Origin of the sequence: Brevibacterium linens ATCC 9172, from assembly GCF_900169165.1 — a bacterium.
Lineage (GTDB): Bacteria > Actinomycetota > Actinomycetes > Actinomycetales > Brevibacteriaceae > Brevibacterium > Brevibacterium linens.
In genome coordinates this window covers 1-1,170 of sequence record NZ_FXYY01000075.1, presented here as the reverse complement: position 1 = coordinate 1,170, position 1,170 = coordinate 1, and the positions used below count along the sequence as shown (strand labels likewise).

2 protein-coding genes are annotated in these 1,170 nt (G+C 67.5%); both read right to left on the bottom strand.

Annotated features, from left to right (window positions below):
• Positions 1-788: IS1595 family transposase (locus BLIN9172_RS17825; RefSeq protein ID WP_180956992.1), on the bottom strand; the 788-nt coding region annotated here is incomplete at its 3' end.
• A gap of 133 nt (positions 789-921) precedes the next feature.
• The coding region (locus BLIN9172_RS17820; RefSeq protein ID WP_145998012.1) for an IS30 family transposase at positions 922-1,170 on the bottom strand (249 nt) is incomplete at its 5' end.

The window sequence follows — 1,170 nt, the reverse complement described above, 5'->3', positions numbered from 1 at the left end:
CCCTCCAGGGTTCGTTTGGCCAGTGCGAACAGTCGGTGAACCGCCGGCAGTGACTCGTGCGCTGGCCTTCCCGAGGAGGCGACGTTGATCGCCTCGTGCTCATAGCCGTGAAGGGCTGGCGGGTAGGACCTGAGCCCGTCGGTGACCACGACCGAGTCCGTCGCTATGGTCTTCGCTGCGAAGGCCTTCAGCGACGCCGTGGTCGCGTCCTCGATCACGCCCATCCGAGCTCTGCCCCACCCGTGGGCGGTGATCTCGATGCCCCCGGCGCCCAGGGTCTCCCCCAGCCCCCCTCGCCCCCGCCCGCGGGGGCGGGCCCCGCCGATGAACGTCTCGTCGACCTCGACCCTGCCCGACAGCAGAGCGCTCTGGTCACTGGTCATGACCTGGCGGAGTCGGGCCAGCATCGCCCACGCGCTCTGGTACGAGCTGATTGGCAGCACCCGGTGCAGGTGCGCGGCCGGAACGCCCGTCTTCGAGGACGTCACCAGCCAGACCACCTCGAACCACACCGACAGCGGGATACGGGTCTTGTCGAAGATCGTGCCCGAGGTGACCGACACTCTGCGCCAGCAGCCCCGGCAACGATGCCGGCCCACCGTGTCGCGTCCGGCCGACGTCGAGGCGCAGTGCGGACAGCAGAACCCGTCTGGCCAGCGGAGCCAGTCCAGGTAGTCCAGGCACTCTGCGTCCGTGGGGAACCACGCCCGGAGCTCGGCGAGGTCGCGCGGGTAGTCCAGTCCGGGTTCGAGATCGTCGCCACTGCGCGCGCCGGTAGAATCGGCCACGACATACACCCCTTGACGGTGTAGTCCATGCCCCCGGCTGTTGACGCAGCGCGGGGGCCCTTACGTCACCCGACCCTACCCGGCAGACCGGCCCCGTCCATCGGCATCAAGATGGATACCCCTTTTTCCCCATTCACCCGATGAGCGCAACACCGCCTTGTTCAAGCAACTGTAGCTGTTCATTGAAGACCTCAGCCGGGGTCTTCCAGTCGAGGACCTTGCGGGGCCGGTTGTTGACCGCCAGGGCTACTGCTTCGAGGTCATCGGCGTTCCACCGGGACAGGTCGGTGCCTTTCGGGAAGTACTGGCGCAGCAGCCCGTTGGTGTTCTCGTTCGTGGGCCGCTGCCAGGGTGAGTGCGGGTCGGCGAAGAACACCTTCGT